The sequence below is a fragment of the Aeromicrobium jepli genome (assembly GCF_047246605.1).
In the GTDB taxonomy this organism is placed as follows: domain Bacteria; phylum Actinomycetota; class Actinomycetes; order Propionibacteriales; family Nocardioidaceae; genus Aeromicrobium.
In genome coordinates, this window is sequence record NZ_JBFOKO010000004.1 from 230,525 (window position 1) to 249,303 (window position 18,779).

At 72.5% G+C, this 18,779-nt stretch carries 21 protein-coding genes and 4 tRNA genes; 17 read left to right on the forward strand and 8 right to left on the reverse strand.

Going from position 1 to position 18,779, the window contains the following annotated elements:
* The first annotated feature begins 178 nt into the window (after nucleotides 1-178).
* Genes AB3M81_RS10295 through AB3M81_RS10305 form a run of 3 tightly spaced genes read left to right on the forward strand, consistent with a single transcriptional unit; the run spans nucleotide 179 to nucleotide 3,182 of the window.
* Nucleotides 179-955, forward strand: a complete 777-nt coding sequence (locus tag AB3M81_RS10295; protein WP_412903818.1) for an MBL fold metallo-hydrolase — start codon at nucleotides 179-181, stop codon at nucleotides 953-955.
* On the forward strand, nucleotides 952-3,000 hold the full coding sequence (locus AB3M81_RS10300) for an alkaline phosphatase family protein (protein ID WP_412903819.1): 2,049 nt from the start codon (nucleotides 952-954) through the stop codon (nucleotides 2,998-3,000). Before AB3M81_RS10295 ends, AB3M81_RS10300 begins: the two co-directional genes overlap by 4 nt.
* The gene (locus tag AB3M81_RS10305) at nucleotides 2,997-3,182 is read left to right on the forward strand and encodes a hypothetical protein (RefSeq protein WP_412903820.1); all 186 of its coding nucleotides are present in this window, start codon (nucleotides 2,997-2,999) and stop codon (nucleotides 3,180-3,182) included. Before AB3M81_RS10300 ends, AB3M81_RS10305 begins: the two co-directional genes overlap by 4 nt.
* On the opposite strand, the gene AB3M81_RS10310 is transcribed toward AB3M81_RS10305, so the two are convergent.
* Nucleotides 3,179-4,183: an asparaginase gene (locus AB3M81_RS10310; protein ID WP_412903821.1), complete on the reverse strand. Its 1,005-nt coding sequence runs from the start codon at nucleotides 4,181-4,183 to the stop codon at nucleotides 3,179-3,181. The genes AB3M81_RS10305 and AB3M81_RS10310 overlap by 4 nt on opposite strands.
* A gap of 50 nt (nucleotides 4,184-4,233) precedes the next feature.
* Between AB3M81_RS10310 and AB3M81_RS10315 the strand changes: the two genes are divergently transcribed.
* The 5 genes from AB3M81_RS10315 to AB3M81_RS10335 all read left to right on the forward strand — a co-directional run bounded on the left by AB3M81_RS10315 (nucleotide 4,234) and on the right by AB3M81_RS10335 (nucleotide 8,637).
* Nucleotides 4,234-4,692: an RrF2 family transcriptional regulator gene (locus tag AB3M81_RS10315; protein WP_412903822.1), complete on the forward strand. Its 459-nt coding sequence runs from the start codon at nucleotides 4,234-4,236 to the stop codon at nucleotides 4,690-4,692.
* Nucleotides 4,693-4,789: 97 nt separating this feature from the next.
* Nucleotides 4,790-5,956, forward strand: a complete 1,167-nt coding sequence (locus AB3M81_RS10320) for a PP2C family protein-serine/threonine phosphatase (RefSeq protein WP_412903823.1) — start codon at nucleotides 4,790-4,792, stop codon at nucleotides 5,954-5,956.
* Nucleotides 5,953-7,905: a glycosyltransferase family 2 protein gene (locus tag AB3M81_RS10325; RefSeq protein WP_412903824.1), complete on the forward strand. Its 1,953-nt coding sequence runs from the start codon at nucleotides 5,953-5,955 to the stop codon at nucleotides 7,903-7,905. Before AB3M81_RS10320 ends, AB3M81_RS10325 begins: the two co-directional genes overlap by 4 nt.
* Nucleotides 7,902-8,237: an STAS domain-containing protein gene (locus AB3M81_RS10330; protein WP_412903825.1), complete on the forward strand. Its 336-nt coding sequence runs from the start codon at nucleotides 7,902-7,904 to the stop codon at nucleotides 8,235-8,237. The genes AB3M81_RS10325 and AB3M81_RS10330 overlap by 4 nt, the downstream gene beginning before the upstream one ends.
* The gene (locus tag AB3M81_RS10335) at nucleotides 8,227-8,637 is read left to right on the forward strand and encodes an ATP-binding protein (RefSeq protein ID WP_412903826.1); all 411 of its coding nucleotides are present in this window, start codon (nucleotides 8,227-8,229) and stop codon (nucleotides 8,635-8,637) included. Before AB3M81_RS10330 ends, AB3M81_RS10335 begins: the two co-directional genes overlap by 11 nt.
* Before the next feature lie 4 nt (nucleotides 8,638-8,641).
* Here AB3M81_RS10335 and AB3M81_RS10340 read toward each other — a convergent pair whose 3' ends face one another.
* The gene (locus tag AB3M81_RS10340) at nucleotides 8,642-9,412 is read right to left on the reverse strand and encodes an alpha/beta fold hydrolase (protein ID WP_412903827.1); all 771 of its coding nucleotides are present in this window, start codon (nucleotides 9,410-9,412) and stop codon (nucleotides 8,642-8,644) included.
* Between the two features lie 37 nt (nucleotides 9,413-9,449).
* Nucleotides 9,450-10,055: a phosphoribosylanthranilate isomerase gene (trpF, locus tag AB3M81_RS10345; protein ID WP_412903828.1), complete on the reverse strand. Its 606-nt coding sequence runs from the start codon at nucleotides 10,053-10,055 to the stop codon at nucleotides 9,450-9,452.
* 98 nt (nucleotides 10,056-10,153) lie between these two features.
* On the opposite strand from trpF, the gene AB3M81_RS10350 reads away from it, so the two are divergent.
* Complete coding sequence (locus AB3M81_RS10350) at nucleotides 10,154-10,900, forward strand: phosphatase PAP2 family protein (protein WP_412903829.1); 747 nt, start codon at nucleotides 10,154-10,156, stop codon at nucleotides 10,898-10,900.
* Here the strand turns inward: AB3M81_RS10350 and AB3M81_RS10355 are convergent.
* Nucleotides 10,897-11,223 (reverse strand): GNAT family N-acetyltransferase, encoded by a 327-nt coding sequence (locus tag AB3M81_RS10355; protein ID WP_412903830.1) that lies wholly within the window; start codon nucleotides 11,221-11,223, stop codon nucleotides 10,897-10,899. The two genes, AB3M81_RS10350 and AB3M81_RS10355, sit on opposite strands and share 4 nt — an antisense overlap.
* 78 nt (nucleotides 11,224-11,301) lie before the next feature.
* Here AB3M81_RS10355 and AB3M81_RS10360 point away from each other — a divergent pair, with 78 nt between their 5' ends.
* The 3 genes from AB3M81_RS10360 to AB3M81_RS10370 all read left to right on the forward strand — a co-directional run bounded on the left by AB3M81_RS10360 (nucleotide 11,302) and on the right by AB3M81_RS10370 (nucleotide 14,520).
* Nucleotides 11,302-12,327 (forward strand): pirin family protein, encoded by a 1,026-nt coding sequence (locus AB3M81_RS10360; RefSeq protein WP_412903831.1) that lies wholly within the window; start codon nucleotides 11,302-11,304, stop codon nucleotides 12,325-12,327.
* Between the two features lie 4 nt (nucleotides 12,328-12,331).
* Nucleotides 12,332-13,090 carry a M15 family metallopeptidase gene (locus tag AB3M81_RS10365; protein WP_412903832.1) on the forward strand — a complete coding sequence of 253 codons (759 nt, stop codon included), beginning with the start codon at nucleotides 12,332-12,334 and terminating at the stop codon, nucleotides 13,088-13,090.
* A 65-nt stretch (nucleotides 13,091-13,155) separates the two neighbouring features.
* Complete coding sequence (locus tag AB3M81_RS10370; protein WP_412903833.1) at nucleotides 13,156-14,520, forward strand: serine/threonine protein kinase; 1,365 nt, start codon at nucleotides 13,156-13,158, stop codon at nucleotides 14,518-14,520.
* Nucleotides 14,521-14,528: 8 nt separating this feature from the next.
* On the opposite strand, the gene AB3M81_RS10375 is transcribed toward AB3M81_RS10370, so the two are convergent.
* From AB3M81_RS10375 to AB3M81_RS10390, 4 genes are all read right to left on the reverse strand, one after another.
* Nucleotides 14,529-14,684, reverse strand: coding sequence for a hypothetical protein (locus AB3M81_RS10375; protein WP_412903834.1), 156 nt, complete (start codon nucleotides 14,682-14,684; stop codon nucleotides 14,529-14,531).
* A 109-nt stretch (nucleotides 14,685-14,793) separates the two neighbouring features.
* Nucleotides 14,794-14,865, reverse strand: a tRNA-Val gene (locus AB3M81_RS10380).
* Between the two features lie 106 nt (nucleotides 14,866-14,971).
* Nucleotides 14,972-16,138: a DUF222 domain-containing protein gene (locus AB3M81_RS10385; protein WP_412903835.1), complete on the reverse strand. Its 1,167-nt coding sequence runs from the start codon at nucleotides 16,136-16,138 to the stop codon at nucleotides 14,972-14,974.
* Between the two features lie 45 nt (nucleotides 16,139-16,183).
* The gene (locus AB3M81_RS10390) at nucleotides 16,184-17,017 is read right to left on the reverse strand and encodes an aminotransferase class IV (RefSeq protein ID WP_412903836.1); all 834 of its coding nucleotides are present in this window, start codon (nucleotides 17,015-17,017) and stop codon (nucleotides 16,184-16,186) included.
* Between the two features lie 81 nt (nucleotides 17,018-17,098).
* Between AB3M81_RS10390 and AB3M81_RS10395 the strand changes: the two genes are divergently transcribed.
* From AB3M81_RS10395 to AB3M81_RS10415, 5 genes are all read left to right on the forward strand, one after another.
* Nucleotides 17,099-17,170: transfer RNA gene (locus AB3M81_RS10395), tRNA-Gly, on the forward strand.
* Nucleotides 17,171-17,198: 28 nt separating this feature from the next.
* Nucleotides 17,199-17,269: transfer RNA gene (locus tag AB3M81_RS10400), tRNA-Cys, on the forward strand.
* 22 nt (nucleotides 17,270-17,291) lie between these two features.
* Nucleotides 17,292-17,363: transfer RNA gene (locus AB3M81_RS10405), tRNA-Val, on the forward strand.
* Nucleotides 17,364-17,453: 90 nt separating this feature from the next.
* The gene (locus tag AB3M81_RS10410) at nucleotides 17,454-17,717 is read left to right on the forward strand and encodes a GlsB/YeaQ/YmgE family stress response membrane protein (RefSeq protein ID WP_412903837.1); all 264 of its coding nucleotides are present in this window, start codon (nucleotides 17,454-17,456) and stop codon (nucleotides 17,715-17,717) included.
* 308 nt (nucleotides 17,718-18,025) lie between these two features.
* Nucleotides 18,026-18,778 (forward strand): SGNH/GDSL hydrolase family protein, encoded by a 753-nt coding sequence (locus AB3M81_RS10415; protein WP_412903838.1) that lies wholly within the window; start codon nucleotides 18,026-18,028, stop codon nucleotides 18,776-18,778.
* Nucleotide 18,779: the final 1 nt, after the last annotated feature.

Genomic DNA, 18,779 nt, shown 5'->3' on the forward strand with positions numbered 1-18,779 from the left:
ACATCCCGGACGCTAGGGCAGTGACCGGTGCCCAAGACATCTGCGTTCCGGCAGAACTTTCGCCGCGAGATTGTGCACGGCGGCCAATTCACGCCGGACGGACCGGGCGACTTGTCTCGCGTGCACAAATTGCCCGCGGCCCTTGTCAACCGGCCCGGTCCGGCCCCCAGACTGGGGAGTGCTGTCGTTGACGTGGTGGGGTCACTCGTTCGCCACGGTCGAGCTGCCCGGCGCGACCGTGGTCACCGACCCGCTCATGGTCCGGCGGCTCCTCCACCTGCGCCGCGCCTCGCCGCCCCCGCCCGGGACCGCCACACGTGCCGACCTCGTGCTCGTCTCGCACCTGCACCACGACCACCTGCACGTGCCGACGCTGCGCCGGTTCGACGACGCCGTGCCGATCGTCGTGCCCCGCGGAGCCGTGCGGGCCGTGCGTCCCCTGGGCCGCCTGAACGTCATCGAGGTCGTGCCGGGCGACCGCCTCACCGTGGCCGGAGTCGACGTCGAGGTGCTGCCCGCGCGGCACGACGGCCGCCGGGACAGGCGGCCGGGCGCGGCGGTCGCGCCCGCCCTCGGGTTCCGGTTCGGGTCCGGCGGCGCGACGTGCTGGTACCCCGGCGACACCGGCCCCATGGACTTCGCGCCCGTGCCCGAGGTCGACCTGGCGCTCGTGCCCATCGGCGGGTGGGGGCCGACGCTCGGCGACGGGCACCTCGACCCGGCGCAGGCCGTCGAGGCGGTCCGGTCCGTGGGCGCGCGCTGGATCGTGCCGGTCCACTTCGGCACGTACTGGCCGGTCGTGCTGTCGTCCTCGGGCTCGACGCACCACCTGCGCTTCGTCCAGCCGGGGCCGACGTTCCGCGCAGCGGCGGACGAGGCGGGCCTGGGCGACCGCGTCGTCATCCCGCCGATGGGTGTCCGCACGACACTGCCGCGTGGCACCATGCCCCTGTGAGCCAGACCACCCCGGCCGGGTGGGCTGCGTCGACCGTCGTCGCCCCGCGACGAGCCCTGCGGTTCCCGCGGCTGCCCGACATCCTCCAGGCGCTGTGGAGCGTCGCGGTGACCGCGCTCGGCGTGTGGCTCGGCCTCCTGGTCCTCGACAAGACCGTCGACGACTGGGTCCTGCTGCTCGGCGTCGTGGTCGTGGCCGTCTTCCTCGTGGACGTGGTCCTGGCCGGCCCGCTGCGGCTGCTGGCCTCGCGCGGCAGCGTCCTGCTCGCCATGGCCCTCGGCCTCGGTGTCCAGGTGGTGGTCCTGGGCGCTGCCATCAGCGTCGGCGCCAGCGCGGACCTCACGTTCGGCGACACGGTCGTCGTGCTGCTCGTCGCCTCCACGGTCATGGCCGTCGGCCGCTGGTTCTCGGGAGCGACGGACAGCGGCTACGTCGTCGGCGCCGCGACGGCGCGCACGTCCCGGGCGCTCGCCCGCGCCCGCTCGCACCGCGAGCGGGACCGGGGCCTGCTCGTCGTCCAGCTGGACGGACTCGCGCTGCCGGTGCTGCGGCGCGCCCTCGCCGGTGGACAGGCCCCGAACATCGCGCGCTGGATCGGCTCGAGCCACACGCTCACGGGGTGGTGGGCGACCATCCCGTGCACCACGCCGGCAAGCATGGCGGGGTTCCTGCACGGCTCGCCCGACATCCCCGCGTTCCGCTGGTGGGACCGCCGTTCGGGGCGGCTGCTCGCCGCCGGCAACCCGGCCGACTCCCGGCTCGTGGAGTCGCGCTTCGACCCGGCGTCCGGGCTGCTGATCGAGGGCAGCGCCGTCAGCACCACGTACACCGGCGGGTCGTCGCGCGCCTACCTCACGATCAGCAAGGCGACCCGCGCGCGGGACCTCGGCTCGGGCTCGGCCTACCTGGCGTTCTTCATCCGCCCGTTCCTGCTGCCCGGCGCGCTCGTGATGACGGTGGGCGAGGTCCTCAAGGAGCTGCACCAGGGTCATCGTCAGCGGGCGCGCGACGTGCAGCCGCGCATCCCGCGCAAGGGCGGCTACGTGCTGCTGCGCGGCATCACGAACGTCCTGCTGCGCAAGCTCAACCTGTCGCTCGTCGCGGAGGAGATGGCCAGCGGCTCGCCGCTGATCTTCGTGGACTTCGTCGACTACGACGAGATCGCGCACCACGCCGGACCCGAGCGGCCGGAGTCGATGCGCGCGATCGAGGGCCTCGACGGGGTGCTGGGGGCGCTCGAGGACGTGGCCCGCTCGGTCCGCACGCGGTACGACCTCGTCCTGCTGTCCGACCACGGGCAGAGCCTGGGCGCGCCGTTCTCGCAGCTGGCGGGCTGCTCGTTCCCCGACCACGTCTCGGCGCTCATGCGCTCGGACGGGTCCGAGGCCGCGGTGCTCACCACGACCGGCGGCGGCGAGGAGCGCGCTCCCGTCAACGCGCTCGTGTCCTCCGTCGTCGGCGAGGGACAGCGCCGGCCGGAGCGGGTCGTCGCGGAGTCACCCCACCCCGAGGTGGTCGTCACGGGCGGCGGCAACCTCGGCATGGTGTGGTTCCCGCGGCTCGGCGCGCGGCCCACGCGCGACGAGATCGACGCGCGCTGGCCGGGACTCGTGCCGGGGCTGCTGGCCAGTCCCGGCGTCGGGCTCGTGCTGGCGACCGGCGGCGACGGGACGCCCGTCGTGGCCGGCCCCGGCGGCACCCGCGAGCTGCGGGCCGGCGGCGCCGTCACCGGCAGCGACCCGCTGGCGGGCTACCCCTCCCGGACGGCCAGCGACCTCGAGCGCCTCCACGGCCTGCCCGACGCCGGCGACCTCGTCGTGATCTCCACGGTCGACGAGCTCGGCGGCATCCACGCCTTCGAGGACCAGGTCGGCTCGCACGGCGGGATCGGCGGACCGCAGAACCAGGCGGTCCTCGTGCACCCCCGCGCGTGGACGCTCGACCCCGCGCTCACCGAGCACGTGCCCGAGCTGGGCGACTCCCCCGTGCTGGTCGGCGCCTGGAACGTCCACCGCCAGCTGCGCGCTTGGGCGGGCCTGCCATGACGACCGAGCTCGAGCGCCTGGAGCGATGGCTCGCGCACGGCGGCACGTGCCGGATCGCGGGGTCCGTCGCCGGCCGGTGGGACATCGCGCTGTGCCGCTGCGACGGCGGCGAGGAGGTGGAGCGCCTCACGACGACCGATCCCGCCGTGGCCGCGTGGGTCCGCGCGAACGGGACCGACTAGAAGGCGGCGCGGATCGCCCCGACGGGACGCCCGGCGCCCAGCACGTCCCGCTCGCGCAGCGACGAGATCGCGTCGTGGTCGACGCCCTCCGCGTCGAACGCGCCCAGCTCGTCCAGGGCCCGCACCATCACCGGTGCGAGCGGGCGCTCGGCGCCGTCCAGCACCTTGAAGGCGACCGCACGGCCGTCGGGCAGCCCGGCGGCGAAGACGCCGTCCGCGCCGTCCTTGGCCACGAGGCCCGGCACCGCGCGCATGAGCGTCGTGGGCGGGCGACGGCCGCCGGCGACCATCTCGGGGTGGGCCGACATCGCCCGGGCGACGCGCGCCTCGGCCGACTCCGGATCGCGCGTGGGTGCCGAGGCCACGCGGCCGAAGCCGCGGGCCAGGCCCGTCACGGTCGTCGCGAACAGCGGCGCGCCGCAGCCGTCCGTCGTGGCGGTGGCGACGGGCACGCCGGTGAGCTCGGCGATCGTCTCGCGGATCGCGACCTGCAGGGGGTGACCGGGATCGAGGTACGTGCGCGTGTCCCATCCGGCGGTGACGCAGGTCAGCAGCATCGCGGCGTGCTTGCCCGAGCAGTTCTGCGTGATCCGCTCGGGGCCGTGGCCCGCGGCGAGCCACTCGCGCTGCGCGCTGCTGCCCCACGGCAGGTCCGGCGTGTTGAGCAGCGCCTGCTCGTCGAGGCCCGCGATCGCGAGGATCTCGCGGGCGCCGGCCAGGTGCTGGGCCTCGCCGTTGTGACTCGCGGCGGCGAGCGCCATGAGCCGCTCGGGCAGGTCGAGGCCGTGCCGCACCATGGCGACGGCCTGCAGCGGCTTGACGCACGAGCGCGGCCACATCGTGACCTCGGGATCGCCCAGCGTCAGCACCGGCGCGCCGTCCGCACCGAGCGCGACGAGGTGGCCGGCGTGCACGGACTCGACGAGGTCGCCGCGCACGACGTGCGCCAGCGGGGCCGAGGGCAGGGCGGAGACGTCGTCGGTCCGGGGTGCAGTCGTCATTCGGGGAGGATATCCGCGACCGCGCGGATCGGCTTTGGGACACTGGTCCGGTGAGAGTCTCGACGAAGTCCGACTACGCGCTGCGCGCCCTGATCGAGCTGGCCGCCGAACCCGGCGACCGGGCGATCACCGCCGACGAGCTCGGACGGCGCCAGGACATCCCGCACACGTTCCTCCAGTCCATCCTCGGGGACCTGCGCAAGGCGGGCGTCCTGTTCGCCCAGCGCGGCCAGTCCGGCGGCTGGCGGCTCGCCCGACCCGCCGAGGAGGTCACGATCGCGGACGTCATCCGCGCGGTCGACGGGCCCCTCGTGTCCGTCTACGGGGTCCGCCCCGAGTCCGTCTCGTACAACGGCCGGGCCGAGGTGCTCAAGCCGGTCTGGGTCGCCGCCCGCGACGCGCTGCGCGAGGTCCTCGAGACGGTCACGATCGCGCAGCTGGCCAGCGGCGAGCTGCCGCCGGCCGTCGTGAAGCGGACCGAGGACGACGACGCCTGGCGTCCTCACTGAGGCTCGGACACACCCGTCACGCGCTCCACTCGCGCAACATGCCTCGCGGCTCCTAGCATGGCGATGTTGCTGCAAGCCTCGTAGAAGGCGGTCCCGTGTGATCCCCTCCCCCGAAGACGCACGGCTCCGTGCGCTGCACGACCTCGGCGTGCTCGACACCCCGCCCGAGGAGCGCTTCGACCAGGTCGTGCGGCTCGCGCAGCGGATCTTCGACGTTCCCAAGGTCGCGGTGAACCTCATCGACGCCGACCGGCAGTTCACGAAGGCGGCGGTCGGCATCCCGCTCGGCGACCGGCCGCGCGCCGAGTCCTTCTGCACCCACACGGTGGCGGCGCAGGACACGATGATCGTGCGGGACGCGCAGCTGGACGAGCGCTTCGCCCGGCACCCGGACGTCGTGGACGACGGCGAGCTGCGCTTCTACGTCGGCCAGCCCCTCGCCGCGCCCACCGGCGAGACCGTCGGCGCCCTGTGCCTCGTCGACGACCACCCGCGCGACCTCAGCGAGGCCGAGCTGGGACTGCTCGCCGACCTCGGACGCTGGGTCGAGCGCGAGCTGGCGGCCGACGACGACGAGCTCCAGGCCCGCGAGGTGCAGCGCCGCCTGCTGCCCTACCGGCCGATCGAGCTGGACGGCTACGCGATGGCCGGCTGCTGCCTGCCCGCCCGTCACGTCGGCGGCGACTACTTCGACTGGTCGATGGTCGACGACCGGCTGCAGGTGGTGGTCGCGGACGTCATGGGCAAGGGCATGACGGCCGCCGTCCTCACCGCCGGCATCCGGGCCATGATGCGCGGCGCCGCGCCCTTCAACCCGCTCGAGCGGGCCGTCTACCGCACGGCCGTCGGCATGGCGGACGACTTCACCGAGACGGGCACGTTCGCCACGCTGTTCGCCTGCCGGATCGAGCCGGCGTCCGGCGAGCTGGACTTCGTCGACGCCGGCCACGGCCTGGCCCTCGTCGTGCCGCCGCAGGGCGAGCCCCGGCGGCTGCAGTCGCGCGACCTGCCGCTCGGCGCGCTGCCCGACGACACGTGGACCGTGCAGCGCGAGCGGCTCGCGCCCGACGAGACGCTCATCCTCGTCAGCGACGGGATCTTCGACATCGTCGAGGACGAGGCCGCGGCCGTCGACACGGCGGCGCACATCGTGCGTGACGGCAAGGACCCGGCGTCGACGATCGCGCGCATCGAGGAGTACGCGCGGACCCACGACCTCGACGACGACCTCACCGCCGTCGTGATCAGGAGGCTGCCCGCATGATGCGCCAGCTGGCCGTCCGGATCCTCGTCGTCCTGACGCTGCTCACCGGCACCTCCTACGTCGTGTGGCGCTGGGGCTGGTCGGTCAACTGGGACAACTGGTGGATCGCCGTGCCGCTCGTGGTCGCCGAGACGTACGCGCTCGTCGACGCCTACCTGTTCGGCCTCACGGTGTGGCGGATCAAGCAGCGCGGCGAGGCCCCTCCCCCGCCCGAGGACGCGACGGTCGACGTCTTCATCACGACCTACAACGAGCCCGTCGAGATGGTCATGGCGACGGCGCAGGGCGCGCAGCGGATCGCGTTCCCGCACCGCACGTGGATCCTCGACGACGGCAACCGCCCCGAGCTGGCTGCGGCGGCCGCCGAGCTGGGCGTCGGCTACCTCGTGCGCAGCGACGACTGGACCGACCGGCCCCGGCACGCCAAGGCCGGCAACCTCAACAACGCGCTGTTCGCCACCGACGGCGAGTTCATGCTCATCCTCGACGCCGACCAGGTGCCCGACCCGGCGATCCTCGACCGGACGCTGGGCTGGTTCCGCGACCCCGAGGTCGCCCTCGTGCAGACCCCGCAGTGGTTCACGAACGTGACCGACGCCGATCCGCTCGGCAGCCAGGCGCCGCTGTTCTACGGGCCCATCCAGCAGGGCAAGGACGGCTGGAACGCGGCGTTCTTCTGCGGCTCGAACGCCGTCCTGCGCCGCGAGGCCCTCATGCAGCTGGGCATCGTCGGCTACGTCCGCGAGGTCGAGACGGCGGTCGCGGACGCCCTCAAGGCGTCGCAGCGGATCCTCGGCGGCGCGGCCCGTCGCGCACGGCGCACGCACCCGGAGCTGGCGGGCGACTTGGAGGAGCTGCGCGCGGCCGCGCAGCGCTCCCTCAAGGACCTGCGCTCCGGCGCCCTGATCGCCGAGGTCACCTACGGCTTCCAGCAGGCCGTCGACCGGGCGAGCCGCGGCGCCGTCGAGCGCGACCTCGCCGGGATCGCCGAGGACCTCGAGCTCATCGCGGCCCTGCCCGTGGCGGTCGACCAGGAGGCCGGCGCCCTCGTCGTGGACGACGTCGCCCTGGACCGGCTGGCCGACCGCGAGTGGAGCCCACTCGGCGCCATCGAGTCCGTTCGGTCGCTCATCCGGGCGGTCGACGTGGACCGGTCCGACGAGGCGCAGCCGATGATGCCGCTCGCGACCGTGTCGGTGACCGAGGACATGGCCACGTGCATGCGGCTGCACGCGCTGGGCTGGAAGTCGGTCTACCACCACGAGATCCTCGCCCACGGCCTCGCGCCGGAGGACCTGCGGACGATGCTGCAGCAGCGCCTGCGCTGGGCCCAGGGGACGCTGCAGGTCCTGCTGCGCGAGAACCCGCTCGTGCAGCGCGGGCTCACCGTCGCCCAGCGGCTCATGTACTTCGGCACGATGTGGAGCTACCTGTCGGGCTTCGCCGCCGTGATCTTCATGGCCGCCCCGGTGTTCTACCTCTGCTTCGGCGTGCTGCCCGTGCACGCGTACGGTCTGGAGTTCCTCGAGCGCTTCCTCCCCTACGTCGTGCTCAACCAGCTGCTGTTCTTCGTCGTGGGCTACGGCGTCAAGACGTGGCGCGGGCACCAGTACAGCCTCGCGCTGTTCCCGCTGTGGATCCGCGCGTGCACCACCGCCGCCGCCAACGTCTTCCTCAAGCGGCCGCTGGGCTTCGTCGTCACGCCGAAGACCCGGCAGGCCGGCGGCGGCTTCCCGTGGCGACTCGTGTGGCCCCAGCTCGCGGCCACCGTCATCCTCGTCGCGGCGTGCGTCATCGGCGTGGTGCGGTTGTGGACCGGCGCCGCGGACAGCACGATCGGTACGGTCGTCAACGTCGTCTGGGTCGCCTACGACCTGCTCGTCATGAGCATCATCTACCGCGCGGCGCTCTACCGGCCCGCCGATCCCGCAGAGGAGCCCGCATCGTGATCGACATCGCCAGGACCACCGGGGACGGCGTGACCGTGCTGCAGTGCGACGGCCGGCTGACCATGGTGGCGGCCCCGCGGCTGCGGACCGTCCTCGACGAGACCGTCGCCGACGGCGGCCACCGCATCGTGGTCGACCTCTCCGCGACGACGTTCGTCGACTCCTCCGGCCTCGGCGCACTGGTCCACGGCCTCAAGGCGACGCGCCTCGCCGGCGGCGACCTGCGGATCGCCGGGGCTCCCGACCAGGTGCTCTCGGTCCTGCGGCTGACCAACCTCGATCGCGTCCTGCGGCCGTACGCCGACGTGGCGGAGGCTCGCCGTGAGTGGTGACACGCTGCGCCTCGACGGATGGGCCGTCCCGGCCGAGCTGGAGGCCCTGCACGAGCTCGTGGAGCAGGGACGCGAGGCCTGGCCCTCGGTGTCGGCCGAGGCGTTCATGATGCTGGAGACCGCCGTCATCGAGATCGCCGGCAACGTCGTCGAGCACGGCCGGCCCGTCGGCGAGGTGCGCTGGACGTTCAGCCTCCGCGTGCGCGACGACGTGCTGGAGGGCGTGCTGACGGACGACGGCCACGAGTACGAGGGCGACCTGAGCACCTACATGCCCGACCCGCTGTCGGAGTCCGGACGCGGGATCGCGCTGGCGCAGGCCGCGCTCGACGAGCTCGTGTACGCCCGCGAGGACGGCCGCAACGTCTGGACGATGCGGCGCGCGGCGCAGGCGGCCTGAGGCGTCAGCGGCCCAGGAACTCCACGATCGACGGGCCGAACTCCGGCGCGACGACCGCTCCGAGGTGGTCGCCGTCGACGAGCACGAGCGTGCCGTCGGGCAGCGCGTCCGCCAGCACCTCGGGGCGCACCGCGAGGGGGTCGTCGCGGCCGGCGAGCAGCAGGGTCGGGACGGTGACCCGCTCGAGCTCGGCCGAGCCGCTGTGCACCACGCGCGCCTGCGCTGCGAGCGACGGCCGGTCCGAGCCGAGGTGGTCGGCAAACTGGCGGAAGGCGAGCACCTCCGTCGGGTAGCCGCTCAGGTCGCCCTCGTCGAGCAGCGCCTCGGCCAGCACGCCGCGGTCGAGCGCGCGCGTGTCGACGCCGCCGACCTCGACGACACCAGCGCCGACCCCACCGATCACGAGCCGCGAGACGCGCTCGTCCCGGCCCGCGGCCAGCAGCGAGATGACGGCACCCATCGAGTACCCGACGAGGTGGTACTCGTCGAGACCGAGCGCGTCGGCGACGGCGGAGACGTCAGCGGACATCGTGCGCTCGCCGTACAACGCGCTGTCCGGGGAGGTACCCGACCGGCCGTGCCCGCGCGCATCGACGCCGACGACGCGCCGGCCGGCCGCGACGAGCGCGTCAACGACGCCCGTCGCCACCCAGTTGATCTCGGTGTCGGCGACGTAGCCGTGCTGCAGGACGACCGGCGTCCCGGGCGCGTCGGCGCTCCACTCGTGGAACGCGATGGTCATGCCGTCGGGCCGGGCCAGCTCATGGGTCTGCACGGGACGTGAGTCTGGCACGCGCCCGCCGCCGGAGTCGTCAGGCGGCGCGCGCGGCGGCGAGGAAGGCGCGGATCAGGTCCGCCGACTTCTCGCCGGGCGCGACCTCGACGCCGCTCGACACGTCCACGCCCCACGGCGCGACGGCCGCCACGGCCTCGGCGACGTTCGCCGGCGACAGTCCCCCGGCGACGAGCCAGCGCCCGTCCGGTGCCCGGTCCGCCAGTCCGGAGAGGTCCCATCGCTCCCCCGAGCCCGGCTTCGGCGCGTCGAGCAGGAGCACCTCCTCGCCCCAGGCGCCGACCTCGAGCGGCGGGTCGAGGTCGAGCGACGTCGCCCGCCACACCCGCGGGACGACCGCCTGGGCGGCGTCGAAGTCCTCGCGCCCGTACGCACGGCCGTGCAGCTGCAGCACGTCGAAGCCCAGCCGGGCCGCCGTGAGGGCAGCGTCGGCTGCCGACATGTCGTTGACGACGAGGACGGAGTCGGCCCGACCCCGCGCGGTCTCGACGACGACACGGGCCTCGTCCTCGGTGGCGCGACGGCTGCTGGTGCGGTTCATGACGACGCCGACCGCGTCCGCCCCGGCCCCGATCGCGGCCTCGGCGTGCGCAGCGGTGCGCAGCCCGCAGATCTTCACGTACACGCCGAACATCCTCTCAGGGTTGCCACAAGGGCCGAGATCGGCGCTAGCCTGACCGGCAGGGGCGCTCGGGGCCACGGTCGGACGGACCGAGGAGACAGATGGCGAACGACGACACGAGGACCAGCCCGGCGACGGTGATCCGCGAGTTCGCCCTCGCCGGCGCACTGTTCGGTGCCTACAAGCTGGGACGGCTGCTCGCGCTGGGCCACGAGGGACTCGCCACCGAGCACGCCCAGCTCGTCCACCGCATCGAGGGCTGGCTGTGGCTGCCGTCCGAGGCGGCGATCCAGGCCGCCGTCCACTCCGAGACGCTCTTCCGCGCCGCCAACCTCTATTACACGTACGTGCACTTCCCGCTCATCGCCGTGTTCCTGCTGTGGGGGCTGCTGCGCCGGCCCTTGGCGGAGTACCGCTGGGCGCGGAACCTGTGGATCCTGCAGACCTCGGCCGCCCTCGTGCTGCACGTCGGCTTCCCCCTCGCGCCGCCGCGGATGTTCCCGCAGTGGGGCTTCACGGACACGATGACGCGCTACGGCCCCTCGCCGTACGACGGCGCGAGCGGGGTCCTCGCGAACCAGTTCGCGGCAATGCCCAGCCTGCACGTCGGCTGGGCGGTGCTCATCGCGTACGTCGTGGTCCGCACCGGCCCGCGCTGGCTCGGATGCGTCGCGGTCGGTCACGCGACGCTGACCGTCGCGATCGTCATCGTCACGGCCAACCACTGGTGGGTCGACGCCGCCGCCGGGATCGCGTTGCTCGTGCTCGCCGAGGGGTTCCTTCGCGCGATCGGCGCCGGCCTGCCGCGCTCCGCGCCCGTCGAGTCCGCGCTCGAGCTCGGCGCCTAGCGGGCGGCGCGCCGGGCCAGCCGGCGGGACTCGTCCGTCGGCTCGTCGACGATGTCGGCGAACTCGTCGGTCTTCGGGAGGAACCTCGCCACGTAGGGGCACACGGGCACGATGCGCACGCCGTCGGCGCGCGTCCGCTCCAGCGCCTCCTGCACGAGCGACGCCGCGAGTCCCTGTCCGCCGAACTCGTCCTCGATCACGGTGTGGAAGAAGATGCGCTGCCCGTCGTGGTCGACGAACTGCGTGAAGCCCGCCGTGCGGTCGTCCACCGCGATCTCGAAGCGGTCCGGATCCTGGGCTCGGGTCACGGTCTGGTGAGTCATGGCGGCGTCCTGTCCACGGGGCGGAGCCCGGCCGACTGGAAGGCCGCCGGGGCGTCGTCTCGTGCGACCATACGACACATGAGCAATCCCGAGCGGGATCCCCAGGAGCAGGTCCTCGCCGAGCGCGGGTACTCCCGCGACGGGCTGAGTCCGGGCATCCGCGCCGGCTCCGACGGCGTGACGCTGCTCGAGCCTCGCGAGGTGCCGCTCGGCGGGCCACGCGCCATGACCGTCCGGCGCACCCTGCCGCAGCGCGCCCGCTCGCTCGTCGGCGCGTGGTGCTTCCTCGACTTCTACGGGCCGGACCCGGTGAGCGCCACGGGCGGCATGCGCGTCGCGCGCCACCCGCACACCGGCCTGGCCACCGTGTCCTGGCTGTTCGAGGGCCGGATCGACCACATCGACTCCGCCGGCCACTGGGCGACCGTCCGTCCCGGCGACGCGGTGTTCATGAATGCCGGACGGGGCATCACGCACTCGGAGCACTCCTCGGCCGACACGACGGTCCTGCACGGCGCCCAGCTCTGGTACGCCTTCCCCGAGGACCAGCGCTTCGGCGAGCCCTCCCTCGACGTCCACCGCCCCGAGGCCGTTCACGGCGACGGCTGGCAGGCGCGCGTGTTCGCCGGGACCCTGCTGGGCGTCACGTCACCGCTGCGGACGCGCGCCCCGATCAGCGGTGCCGAGCTGCGGCTCGACCCGGGCACCCGCCTCGAGCTCGAAGTGCCCGAGGGCCACGAGCACGCCCTGCTGCGCGTCGAGGGCGACGTGAGCCTGAACGCGAACCCCGTGCCGTCCGACCACCTCGCGGTCGTCGAGACGGGTCACCGGACCCTGACCGTCGAGGCCGGGCCCGAGCCCGTGTTGGCGCTGCTCATCGGCGGCGAGCCGTTCGGCGAGCAGATCGTCATGTGGTGGAACTTCATCGGCCGCTCGCACGAGGAGATCGAGGCCTTCCGCGCCACGTACCAGGCAGAGATGGGCTTCGACGGCTCCCCCGGCGACGACGTCGCCGACCTGCAGTTCGGGACGTTCCCACCGCACCAGCCGGCCCCGATCCCGGCCCCCGCCCTGCCGACGACGCGCCTGCGTCCACGAGGTTGAGCGGGTGACCCTGCTGCGACGTGCGGTCCCGGCGATCCTCCTGCTGACCCTGCTCGCCGCGTGCGACGGCGGCGGTGAGCAGGCCGACACCACGCCGAGCCCGAGCACGACCGCGCCCACGACGGCGCCCACCACCGCGCCGCCCACGACGCCCGCTCCCCCGCCCGCCTCACGCGTCCGCGAGGTCCCGCCGTCCCAATGGGACGCGATGGTCGAGGCCGGCATGGTCCGGCCCGAGTGCCCCGTCCAGCGGCGCGAGCAGCTGCGCCGCGTCGACCTCAACTTCGTGGACTTCCAGGGCCGCACCCGTCGTGGTCACCTCATCGTCAACGCGGACGTCGCACAGAGCATCCGCCGCATCTTCGACCGGCTGTTCGCCGAGGAGTTCCCGATCCGCCGCATGAGAGGCGTGGAGAGCTATGGCGGCGACGTGGCCAGGAGCCTCGCCGCCGACAACACCTCGGCGTTCAACTGCCGTCGCGCCGACCAGATCAACGCGCCCTTCACGGACTCGCCGCACGCGAACGGTCGCGCCGTCGACATCAACCCGGTCGAGAACCCGTGGGTGGACCTGCGCTGCGACTGCTGGACGCCGTCGGGTCGCCACCGGGCGCGCACGCCCGGCCCCGGCAAGATCCTCGAGAAGGGCCTGGTCTGGCGACTGTTCGACCGCGAGGGCTGGATCTGGCAGAACATCGACGTGCCCGACTACATGCACTTCGACACGGGCTACCCGTCGAGGCCGTTCCGCCCCGGAGTGTGACCTACGTCACCACAAAGTGAGACCAGCCCTGTCACTCCCAGTTACATCAGGTGCATGATCACCCCATGCCCCTGCTCCACTGCCTGCTGCGTGCCGGCTCCGTGCTTGCCGCCGGCGTCGCCGCCGCCGCCCTGATCCCGTCCGCGACCGCCTCGGGCGTCACCACCGACCCGGAGCTGCGCGACGTGATGTTCGTCGGCAACAACTGGGCCGGCACCGCCTCGATCGTGGACGCCCGCGACCCGGCGATCCTCAAGTCCGGCATCGACCTGATCCCGGACAAGGAGCAGGAGATGCGCGACATCACGCGCAACCCCCTGCGGCTGATCACGTTCACCGCCGTGCGCGTCGGCCCCGGACAGGGTCATGACCAGTTCGTCGACGACATGTTCAGCACGAAGGACGGCCGGTTCCTGGCGGTGTCGCGTCCGAGCTTCGCCGACGTCGTGTGGATCGACATCGCGAAGGCCGTCGCCGGGCGCAGAGACTCGATCGTCGCCGAGCAGCCGATGGACGGCTACCGCAGCGACCATGCCGGCCTCTCCCCCGACGGCAGGAGGCTCCTCGTCAGCGACTCCGTCGAGCGCCAGGTGATCGAGTTCGCGATGGTCGACCAGACGCTGCCCGACGGGCGGTCGGTCAAGATGGGCGACCGCCTGCGCACGTTCGAGTCCGGTGACACCCCGCACGAGAACAACTACACGCCCGACGGCCGGCGCATCTTCCACGCGTCCATCGGCTCGGCGTACACGCCCTTCGACGGCCCTGCGGGCGACTGGACCAAGGGCGACCGCTGGTTCGAGATCGTGCGCAACGACGACTTCGGCATCGACCAGCGCTGGGACATGGGCAAGGAGCTGGCCGAGGCCGGGTACCCCCGGATGAGCGCTGCCGTGCGCCCCATGGCGATCGCCCCGGGCGAGCGATTCGTGTACTTCCAGGTCTCGTTCCTCCACGGCTTCGTCGAGTTCGACACACAGGCCGCGGACCTCAACGGCAAGGTCGACTACTCGACGGGCAAGGTCGCCGAGCCCCGCACCGGCGCCGTGACGCGGCTCGTGCCGCTGCCCAACCGGGTGCCGAAGATGCCGATCACCGAGTACGTCAACGACTCGGCGCATCACGGCCTGTCGATCGACGACGACGGCACCACGCTGTGCGTCGCCGGGACGATGGACGACTACGCCGCGCTCGTCGACCGCGCGACCGGCGCGCCGACGTTCTTCGACGAGGCGACGACGGGGCACGGCTACCTCAAGCCGTACTGGACGACTGAGGGCCTGGACGACACGTGCTGGATCTCGCTGTCGGACTCCGACGCCGTCGCGGTGCTCGACGTCGACGCGAAGAAGGAGATCGCGTACCTGCCGGTCGGCGACCATCCTCAGCGCGTGCGACTGGGCACCGTGCCCCGCAGCCTCTTCGGCTGATCCTCCCGTCAGAAGTCGCCCACCCAGAGGCAGCCCTTGACGTGCCCACGGCCGGGCGGCGAGTACCGCGCGTCACCGCCGCAGCCCGGCGCGCCGCACGCGAGTGCGTCGTCCTCCGCGCTCCCGGCGACCCACCCCAGGAGTCGCTCGACCAGGCCGTTCACGGATGGATGCTCCCACCGGGACCGGCACCGTGGTGGCGCTTCTGCGAAAGTCGAGGCGCCGGGAAGGCGAAAGCCCCGGGACCGTTGCAGTTCCGGGGCTTTTCTCGGGTGGGCGATACTGGGTTCGAACCAGTGACCTCTTCGGTGTGAACGAAGCGCGCTACCACTGCGCCAATCGCCCGAGTGCGACGACCACATTAACGCACTCGCTCCCGCGATTCACGCCAGGGGTGCTTCCGGGCAGGACTAGGCCCCGATCCGGGGTCCCGGATCGGTCACGTCGCCACTCACGCCACGGAGCGGATCGTCCCGTCGCGAGCGTGGATCCGCGTGTGGCAGGCCGCGCAGCGTCCCGTCATGGCGCCGAGGTCGGTCGGTCCTCCCAGCGACCAGGCGATCTCGTGGTGGATGTGGTCGATCGGGTTGCGGCAGCCGTCGCTGGCGCACTCGCCGCCTTGCCGGAGCCAGATCGCGTGACGTTGTCGCCTGGTGGCATACCGCTCGGCTCGCCCGATGTCGAGGATCCTCAGGTTCGGCTCGATCCGCTCGACCAGGATCGGCGTGAGTGTCGCTCCGCACGTGAGGTGGCGCAGCAGGCCGGAGCCGATCATCCCGAAGCCGACGAGCGTGGCGGGCTCGCCGCCCTCGAAGACTGATGGCGCCCCCGGCGCCAGTGCCGCCCGCAACGTGCCCGCCTCGACCAGCACGTGCAGCTGAGGAGCGACCGTGCCGTCCGTCGGCAGCCCCTCGGCCAGCACGCGCTCGAGCAGGGTGTCGAGGGCGTCGACGCGACGTTGGGCGGCGGTGCGCTCGTCGCCCTCCGCGACGGGGACGGACGAGGAGGTGAGGAAGGCCTGGAGACGGGCACCGACCTGGATGGGCAGGAATCCACTGACGTGCCAGCCGTCGCCGCACCGGTGCACCTGCAGGTCGCGCCGTTCCATCCCCCGCACCCACGCCTCGTCCAGCGCTTCGGGGTGCTCGACGTCCTTGAACCGGCGCACGACCCGCTTGAGCTCGGCCGGCTCGGCCACGAGTGCGACCTCGAGCAGTGCCGCCTCGAGCTCGCGCGTCTGGGACTCGCCCACGTGCCGCAGCGAGAAGTCGAACAGGACGACGTGCTGGGCCGAGATTCGGCCTTCGCGGTGAAGCCGCGCCATGGCCGGAAGCTCACGCATGGCGCGCGCCGACCGCAGCCGCGCCCGGGTCTCGGAGGCGTCCAGCCTGACCTCGCGCCGCGCCCAGGTCTGGACCGAGGACGCACCCTCGGCCTCGTGCGCGGCCGTCTCGTCGATCCGGAGCAGGCCCTCGCTGATCGCCGCGTCTAGCGCGTCTCGCGCGGCGACGAGCGCGCGGACCTCGTCGGTGGCGCCCACCGCGACCGACCGCAACGCGTGAGAAGCGTCACGCAACACATCGAGCACGGGGCGGTCCGCGGCGGTTGTCGATGTCATGGAGCCGACACTAGGGACGACCTCCGACACCCGTTCAGGAGTCGGTCACGGGTCCATGTCCTCGGCCTCGCGGGCACGCCAGATCTCCTGCGCTCGCAGCGTGATCGGGCCCGGCGCCGGCACCTCGCGGTCGTCGACGCGACCGATCGCCTGGATGGTCCGGGTCGTGCCGACGAGCATGACCTCGTCGGCCTCGAACAGCACCTCCAGCGGAGCGTCGCGCTCGAGGACGTCCAGCTCGTCCGCGAGCCACTCCAGCGCCAGCGCGCGCGTGATGCCGGCGAGGCAGCCGGAGGCCAACGTCGGCGTCACGATCTGCCCGTCCACCACGTACATCACGTTCGATCCCGTGCCCTCGCACAGCTGGCCGAGGGTGTTCGCCATGACCGCCTCCGAGGCGCCTCGGGCCCGGGCGTACTCGACCATCTTCGCGTTCTCCGCGTACGAGGTCGTCTTGAGCCCGGCGAGTGGTCCGCGCTCGTTTCGGGTCCACGGCACGGTCACGATCGAGCTGACGGCCGGCGGTCGCTCCGCCGGCTCGGTCACGACGATGTGGGTGAGACCGGAATCACCCCGCGGCGACCCCAACGGGCCCGCACCCGACGTCACGGTGATGCGGACGCGGCCGAACGGCAGCTCCTGGCCCGCCAGCGTCGCCTCGACCCCCTCGCGGACGAGGTCCAGGTCGGGGCGATCGATCCCCAGGCCCTCCGCGGACGTCGCCAAGCGCTCCAAGTGACGCGTGAGGGCGAAGGGACGACCGTCGACGACAGCCGCCGTCTCGAACACTCCGTCGCCCACCACGATGCCGTGGTCGAGGACGCTCACCGCCGGATCGTGCGGGGATTCCAGCAACTCGCCGTTGAGCCAAGCCTTCATGTCTCGACCTTAGGGGGACCCCGTTTTGGATGCTCGGAAGGTATCGGCTAATGTTTCTTCTCGGCCGGTCAAGCGGCCAGCGCGGATGTGGCTCAGTGGTAGAGCATCACCTTGCCAAGGTGAGGGTCGCGGGTTCGAATCCCGTCATCCGCTCGGAGAGGGTCTCGCCGGACCCATCTGCGGTGGGTTGGCCGAGAGGCGAGGCAACGGACTGCAAATCCGTTTACACGGGTTCAAATCCCGTACCCACCTCGCTGAAAAAATGAATAACCACGGGCGATTGGCGCAGCGGTAGCGCGCTTCCCTGACACGGAAGAGGTCACTGGTTCAAACCCAGTATCGCCCACACTGAACGAGAGGCAGCCGAGATCGGCTGCCTCTTGTCGTATCCGCCGCTCGAGGTGCCGACTCCCCCGATCGCCGATAGACATGACCCATGATCGGATTCCTCGTCGCCGGCCTCATCATCGGTGCGCTCGCGCGCCTCATCAAGCCCGGCAAGCAGAACCTCGGCATCCTGGCCACCCTCGCGCTGGGCCTCGTCGGCTCGCTGATCGGCGGCCTCATCGCGCAGGCCTTCGGCACGGGTGACATCTGGGAGCTCAACGTCCTGGGCTTCGTCCTCGCCGTGATCGCGGCCGTCCTGCTCATCGGCGTCGCCGAGGGTCTGGCCGGCAAGCGCACGACCCGTCGCGCCTGACCTCACACCTACCCCGTCACAGCGGGTGGCCCGAGACATCGGGCCACCCGCTGTCGTGTGTCCGGGGTCCGCGCACGGATGCGGCCGGCCCGGGAGATGGGCCGGCCGCACTCATCACGCTAGGCAGGGTCATGTGGGGGCGCTCTGAGAACGCCGGTTCAACTGGCATTTGCGGCGAGCAGGCGGGATTCTCCAGCGCTCGTGTGACGCATTCGAATCGCCGGAACGGCACCGAAACGTGACAGCGGCGGTGTCGGCGGGGAAGAATACCGACGGCACTTCGACCCGCAGCTCCTGGAGGACACCGCGTGACCAGACGCGTGCAGACGCCTGTCCGGCGCCTCGCCTTCGTCGGCGTCACCGTCGTCTCCACCCTCAGCGCGCTCGTCGCGAGCACCACGGCCGCCACGCCGGCCACGTCGGACGACACCGCAGCCGAGCGGCGGGTCGTCGCCCAGCCGCGCGAGACGATGGTCGTGATCGGCGACTCCTACTCCTCGTACTACGGAGATCGCCACAGCCCGTACCCCGGCTGGTGGGCGACTCTCGCGACCGACCTCGCGCTCGACCCGGTGGTCGACGCCACGGGCGGCACCGGCTTTCTCATGCGCAACAGTGACTGCGCGCAGACCCGCTTCCGCGCCCGCATGGACACGATCCGTCAGGCCGATCCGCGCCTGCTCTTAGTCGAGGGCGGCCGCAACGACTGGCGCCGCTGCGACGCGAACGGCGTCCCGGTCGAGTCCACGCGGACCCAGATCGAGGCGGCGGCGAACGAGTACTTCGCCGAGCTCGCGGTCGTGTGGGACCAGCTCGGGCGCCCGCGCTCGGACGTCTACGTCGTGAGCCCCTGGGGCACGTCAAAGCCGCGCAAGGCGCGCGTCATCCGTCCCATCATCGAGGCGGCCGCCGAGGCGCACGGCTTCACGTACGTGCCCACGCGCCCGCTGACGCTCGCCCAGGCGCCCGACGGCGTCCACCCCAACAACGAGGGCAGCCGCTTCCTGCGCGACCAGATCCTCGCGAACTCGGACCTGCTCGACCGCTTCTCGCGCATCTGAG